Consider the following 6556-nt stretch of genomic DNA (forward strand, 5'->3'; position numbering starts at 1 on the left):
AGCGCTAAAGCGCCAACTCTAGTCGACAGGAGACAAAAAATGAAATCGACAATACCTGGCTTGCTGCTCTCGGCGGCCGTACTGGGCGCGGCGCTGTTTGCGTTTTCGCCTCGCCCGGTGCCGGCTTTCGCGGCGACCACCATTCAGGCCGATCGCCTGCAGATCAATGGGCTCGCCAAAGCGGGCACGCGCCTCGTCGCGGTAGGCGAGCGCGGCGTGATCCTCTTGAGCGACGACGCGGGCGCGTCATGGCGGCGAGCCGCGATGGCATCCGACGAAGCGTCCGCACTCACCCAGGTGTTCTTCATCTCGCCGCGTATCGGCATCGCGGTGGGACATGACGGGTGGATCGTACGCACCGTCGATGGCGGCGCGCACTGGAGCGAAGCGCGCTTCGATCGCAAACATTCGGACCCGCTGCTGTCCGTGTGGGGCAACGCGGGCGGACTGGTATTCGCCAGCGGCAGCTTCGGCCAGTTGTTCGTCTCGCACGACTCGGGCGCCACCTGGACCCAACAGAAAACACCCGCCGACGATCACCATCTGAACGCGATTGCCGGCGATTCGAGTGGTCGCTTGATGATCGCCGGCGAAACCGGCACATTGCTGCGCTCGACTGACAACGGCGCGAGCTGGGAGAAGCGGCCCGTGCCCTATCAGGGTTCGCTATTCGGCGTGCTGAAGCTGGCTGACGGCGACTGGCTCGCGTACGGGATGCGCGGCAATGTGCTGCGCAGCACCGACCAGGGCGACACGTGGACACATATCGATAGCCGCATCGGCACCTCGTACTTCGGCGCAGTGCAACTCGCCGACGGCGAGCTGATGCTGGTCGGCCAGGGCGGCGCGATCGTCACCTCGCGCGATAACGGACAGAGTTTTTCGGTGCGCAAAGTGGGCGGCGTGCAGAGCCTCGCGGCCGTGGTCGACGCCGGGCATGGCGAGCTTGCGCTGGGCGGAGAAGCAGGCATCGCGTTGCTGCCGGTATTGCCCGCAGTCCGTGCCCCGCTTGTGTCTCCCTCTGTGTCTCTCCCTGTGTCTGCGCCTGTGCCACCCAGCGCGTCACCCTCCTGAACTCGCGGCTTTATTCGCCGAAACTCCATAGCGCGCTCGCCGGCCACCGATTCGCCACGCCCGCCGCGCTTCCCGTTGCCTTGCCGTGAGACGCATCATGAACGCATCGTCCCGTCCTTCCTCGTCCCGCCTTTCACGTTTTGTCGAGCGTTGCGCCGACGCCATCATGCGGCACCGGCGCATCCTGCTGACGCTGTGCCTCGCGGTAACGGTCGCGCTGGGTTGTTCCGCGACGCGCCTGAGACTCGATCCCGGGTTCAACAAGATGATCCCGATGCAGCACCCGTATATGCAGGTGTTCAACCGCTATGCGAGCGCCTTTCCGGGCGCGAACACGATCCTGGTGAGTCTGCGCTGGAGGGGCCACGGCGACATCTACAACCAGGCGTTCATGGACGATCTGCGTCACGCGACCGATGACGTGTTCTTCATTCCCGGCGTGAACCGCTCGCGTGTGTTCTCGCTGTTCACGCCGAACGTGCGTTATACGGAGGTCACCGAAGCGGGCTTTCGCGGCGACGTGGTCGTGCCCGGCCAGTTCAGCAGCGCCAATCCCGACGACCTCGCCAAAGTGCGCCGCAACGTGGCGCGTTCTGGGCAGATCGGCAGACTGGTCGGCAACGACCTGCATTCCGCGCTGATCCGCGCGGAGTTACGCGAGACGGACCCTGTCACCGGCAAGCACCTGGATTACGGCGCGGTGGCGCGGCAGCTTGAGCAGATCCGCGCGCGCTATTCGAACCAGGATGTCGAGGTCGACATCATCGGCTTTGCGAAACTGGTCGGGGACGTGGAGGCGGGGATCAGCGGCGTGGTCGGCTTTTTTGCGCTTGCGTTTCTGATTACCGCTGCGTTGCTGTTCGCGTACACGCGTTCGGCGAAGACCACGGTGCTCGCGCTGTTCGTCGCGTTGCTGCCGGTAGTGTGGTTGCTCGGCGCGTTGCCGATCCTCGGCCTCGGTATCGATCCAATGTCGATCCTTGTCCCGTTTCTGATTTTCTCGATCGGCGTCTCGCATGCCGTGCAGATGACGAATGCGTGGAAGCAGGCGCTGGTCGCCGGCATGTCCTCGACCGATGCGGCACGCGACGCATTTCGCAAATTGTTCGTGCCGGGCACGGTTGCGCTGCTGACGAATGCGCTTGGTTTCATGGTGATCATGCGCATCCAGATCGAGATCGTGCGGGAGCTCGGCGTCACGGCGTGCCTCGGCGTGCTGCTGATGATCGTCACCAACAAGGTGTTTCTGCCGATCCTGTTGTCGTACACGCGACTGGAGGCAGGCACCCTGGCGCGTGCACAAAACCGTGCGGCGCAAGGCGGTAGCCGCCTATGGACGCGCTTCGCGATGTTCGCACGGCCTGCGCCGGCGCTCGGCGTGTTCGTGATCGCGCTGCTGTTGCTGGCGTTCGGCGCGAAAGAGTCGCGCAATTTGCAGATCGGCGACATCGGCGCCGGTGCGCCCGAGTTGCGCAGCGCCTCGCGCTACAACCTCGACAACGCGCGAATCACGAGCCAGTACAACATCGGCGTGGATGCGCTCGCGGTGATCGTCGAGACGACCGGCTTCGACGATGCCTGTCTGCATTACCCGGTGATGAGCGCGATCGAGCGCTTCGAAATGGAGATGCGCGGCGTGGCGGGCGTGCAATCCGTGGTGAGTGTGCCGTCGCTGGCGAAGATTTCGATTGCCGCCTTCAACGAAGGCAATCCGCGCTGGGGCGCGCTGCCGCGTTCGAGCGACGGCCTCACGCAGGGCGCGAGCGCGTTCGATCCGGACAACGGCATGAACACCGAGAACTGCCAGGCGATTCAGGTGTTGATCTACACCACGGATCACGAGGGCAAAACGATCGCGCATATCGTCGATGAAATCAAACGACTGGCGGCGGAAGATCACACACCGAATATCGCTTTCCGGCTCGCGGGCGGCAACGTCGGCGTGATGGCGGCAACCAACGAAGCGGTCGGTGACGCCGAGGTGGCGATGCTGCTGTCGATTTTTGGCGCGATCGCCTTGCTGTGCTTCGTGACCTTCCGTTCGTGGCGCGCGGTGTTGTGCATCGTCGTACCGCTGACGGTGGTGTCGATTTTGTGCAACGCGGTGATGGCGTGGCTCGGCATTGGCCTGAAAGTCGCCACGTTGCCGGTGATTACGCTGGGCGTGGGGGTGGGCGTCGATTATGGCATCTACCTGTACGAACGGTTGCAGCATGAAGTTCGTGGGGGCGCCACGTTGCCCGATGCGTTTGCGGCAGCGATGCGTCAACGCGGCACGGCGGCCTTGTTCACCGCGGTGACGATGTTCATCGGCGTGGGGACGTGGGCGTTTTCCGCGCTCAAGTTCCAGGTGGATATGGGTGTGCTGCTTGCCTTCATGTTCCTCGTCAATCTGTTCGGCGCGGTGTTTCTGTTGCCGGCGCTGGCGGCATGGCTTGGCGTGGAGCGGGCGGAGCGGCGTGCGGGTGCCCATAGTGTTGTGCCTAACGCGGCTGTGGGAAACGTACCGAATGGCGCGGAGGCAGTGGAGTCAGTGAATGCCGGAAATGCCGGAAATGCCGGAAATGCTGCGACTGCTGCGACTGCTGCGAATGTCGCGAATGCAGAGGGGATGCGCTGAGTGTGCCGGCAGCGCCGGGCGCGGCCATGCGCGGTGGCGCGTCGGCGCCCGGCGAAGTCGAGCCCGCTGCGTTCGAGCATGGCCATCCGGAGCGCTAACGTCGGCTGCGCTCGAGCACGGCCATCCGGGGCGCCAACGTCGGCTGCGCTCGAGCATGGCAATCCGGGGCGCCAATGGGTGGCTGAAGGGTAGCTGAAGTCCCTAGTCCGTCGGGACGATGAAAGCGAGGTGCGCCACGTCTATCGTCAGGCGTAAGCGCGAAGGTCTGCGCGCTTCGAAACAACACTGATGACGGCGGCTATTCGGAAGCGCCGTCTTTTCCATTGGAGGAGATAAGAGATGTCCGCACGTCCCTACAGAATTGAAGCGCAGCCGCTGGTGCAGCGATATGCACGCGGCTGGCATTGTCTTGGTCTTGCCAGCGAATACAAGGACGGCAAGCCGCACACGCTGAACATTTTCGGCCAACGTCTTGCCGCGTTCATGGATTCGCAGGGGCGCGTGAACGTGGTCGACGGCTATTGCCCGCACATGGGCGGCGATCTGAGCACCGGCCGCGTGGACGGCGACACGCTGGTGTGTCCGTTTCACGGCTGGCAATGGGACGGCGACGGCAATTGCCAGTCGATTCCGTACTGCAAGCGGATCCCGCCGAAGGCCAAAATCGGCACGTGGCAGACCTGCGAGCAGAATCAGCTGCTGTTCATCTGGCACGATCCCGAGGGCAATCCGCCGGGCGACGACGTGACGATTCCTCGTATCGATGCGTGTTTCTCCGACGAATGGTCGGACTGGGTTGTCGACTTGATGGTGATCGGCACCAACTGCCGCGAACTGGTCGACAACATTTCGGACATGGCGCACTTTGCAACGGTGCACGGCGCGCCGGTCGATTACTTCGCGAATCTGTTCGAAGGACACAAGGCCACGCAACTACTGGTTGGCCGCAGCGAACGTCTCGGCGACGACGAACTGGTCGCGCTGTCTACTTACTTTGGCCCGGCGTATCACATCACCGAAATGACGGGACAAAGCGGCGGCCATCCGATTCATTCGATTCTGCTGAACTGCCATGTGCCGATCGACATGAACAGTTTCGAGTTGCGTTACGGCGTGATGGTGAAGAAGGTCCCGGGCTTGTCCGACGAACAGAACATGGAGATTGCGCGCGCGTATTCGAAGCAGGCGCAGGCCGCGTTTTATGAAGACGTAGCGATCTGGGACACCAAGACGCGAATCGACAATCCGCTGTTGTGCGAGGGCGATGGACCGCTGTATCAGATGCGCGACTGGTACTCGCAGTTTTACCTTGACGCCGCGGATGTGAGACCGTCGAGCACGGCGAGGAAGGTCGTGGAGATCAAGGTGCGCGAGGGTGGGGCACCGCCGCCGCTACGGCACGTGTTCGAGGGATAAAGTGTTTTGAGAAGGCGGTGCATGCACCGCCTTTAGATTGCTGACCATCCCCACGTTTTTCGGGGCGTGGGGTTTTGTTTTTCAGGCCAGGCGGGTCGCGGCGTGACGCGTGACTATCGTGTCAATCAAGTCCTTTTGCGCTTATTGGGTCGTCGCAGCAGCTTGCGTTGCCGTTTCCAGATAGTTCTGCTGGATCTTCTCCACATTCACGTGCAGCACGTCCACGAGGTAATGCTGCATCCCACCGTACTGCTGATCGATCACCTGCATGGCTGCGCCGATGTAATCCGGGTCTACCGCGAGCAGCGGCGCCAGGACGTCGGGCGCGACGCCGATCTTCTGCAACTGCGCGGTTGCTTGTGCGTTGCCTGCGGCGTTGTAGCGGTTCGACTCCAGGTAGTTGGCAACCACCGTGGCGCGATCGACGCCCAGGGCGGACAGCAGCAGGACGGTCGCGAAGCCCGTGCGGTCTTTACCTGCGGTGCAGTGATAGAGCATGGTTTTGTTGTCTTCGGCGAGCTTGAGGAAGCGGGCGAATTGCGCTTGATAGGCGCCTGGGAATTGCTGGTAAAGCGACACCATGAATTGATGCATTTGCGCGGGCGTCGAGCGCTTGAGCATGGGGATGACGGCCTCCGGCGCGAGGTTGCCGGCGAGGACCGGGTCGGCTTGCCAGGGGAATTGGGTGGCGAAAGCTTGTTCGGCGGGTTTCTTTTCGCTTTCGGCGCGGAAGTCGAGGATGACGTCCAGGTGCATTGCCTTGAGTTTTGCGATGTCGGCCGGCGTGGCGAAGGCCGGGTTGCCACTCCGGTAGAGGCGGCCGGGCTGGATTTGCCGGCCATCTGTGGTTGTTAGGCCCGCCAGGTCGCGGGTGTTCTGGATTTTTTCCATCTGGATGTAAGTGTCGGTGTTGGGTTTGCCTGTTGTGGCAGGCTGCGCTGTCGCGGTGATGGCTATTGCTGTTAGCAGGGCACCGAGTGCTGCGGTTCTATATGTTTGGAATTTCATGACTGTATTTTGAATGTTCGGTTTTTTTTGCCTGCTTGGCGCTTTGTTATCTGTTTGCCTGCGGTGTTGGCCTTTCCTTGAATTGTTAGTGGTTTATTAGCGTCGCCCCTGTGCGGGGCAGGCACCTACTTTTCTTTGCCGGCGGTGTGTGTCAAGGTAGTTGTCGCGTGAACCGTTACGCTGCGTGCTTATACATTCCGGCCGAGGCGTGGGTTCGCTCCGGGTTCAGATAGACCGCGTCTGTCAGGTGCCAGTTGCGGATGGCACCTGACCAGCGTGCGGGGTTCTGCAGGCGCGCGTCTTCGTACAGCGCACGCCGTCGGGCCAGAAGCTCGTCGGCTTCGCCGCGGTGCCGCTGCCCCGGACTCACATACTTCAGGCCGCTGTGGCAGTGCTCTTCGTTGTACCACTGCACGAAGCGCTGCACCCAGGCGCGGG

Annotated in this window: 4 protein-coding genes and 1 pseudogene; 3 read left to right on the top strand and 2 right to left on the bottom strand. The window is 62.4% G+C overall.

The genetic code is table 11. The features are described from left to right. Positions 1-39: 39 nt before the first annotated feature. The 3 genes from HHL24_RS08790 (at position 40) to HHL24_RS08800 (ending at position 5110) form a co-directional block, all read left to right on the top strand. Positions 40-1074, top strand: coding sequence for a YCF48-related protein (locus HHL24_RS08790; protein WP_169485107.1), 1035 nt, complete (start codon positions 40-42; stop codon positions 1072-1074). Positions 1075-1171: 97 nt separating this feature from the next. Next, complete coding sequence (locus HHL24_RS08795) at positions 1172-3694, top strand: efflux RND transporter permease subunit (protein WP_169485108.1); 2523 nt, start codon at positions 1172-1174, stop codon at positions 3692-3694. 339 nt (positions 3695-4033) lie between these two features. After that, on the top strand, positions 4034-5110 hold the full coding sequence (locus HHL24_RS08800) for a Rieske 2Fe-2S domain-containing protein (protein ID WP_169485109.1): 1077 nt from the start codon (positions 4034-4036) through the stop codon (positions 5108-5110). Between the two features lie 141 nt (positions 5111-5251). On the opposite strand, the gene HHL24_RS08805 is transcribed toward HHL24_RS08800, so the two are convergent. Together HHL24_RS08805 and HHL24_RS08810 are read right to left on the bottom strand one after the other, a co-directional pair. Then, entirely contained in the window at positions 5252-6118 is an 867-nt protein-coding gene (locus HHL24_RS08805) for a tyrosine-protein phosphatase (RefSeq protein ID WP_230417385.1), read from the bottom strand. 175 nt (positions 6119-6293) lie between these two features. Beyond that, a pseudogene (locus HHL24_RS08810) lies at positions 6294-6556 on the bottom strand (IS3 family transposase); the annotation flags it as partial.

The sequence above is a fragment of the Paraburkholderia polaris genome (assembly GCF_012927345.1).
GTDB lineage: Bacteria > Pseudomonadota > Gammaproteobacteria > Burkholderiales > Burkholderiaceae > Paraburkholderia > Paraburkholderia polaris.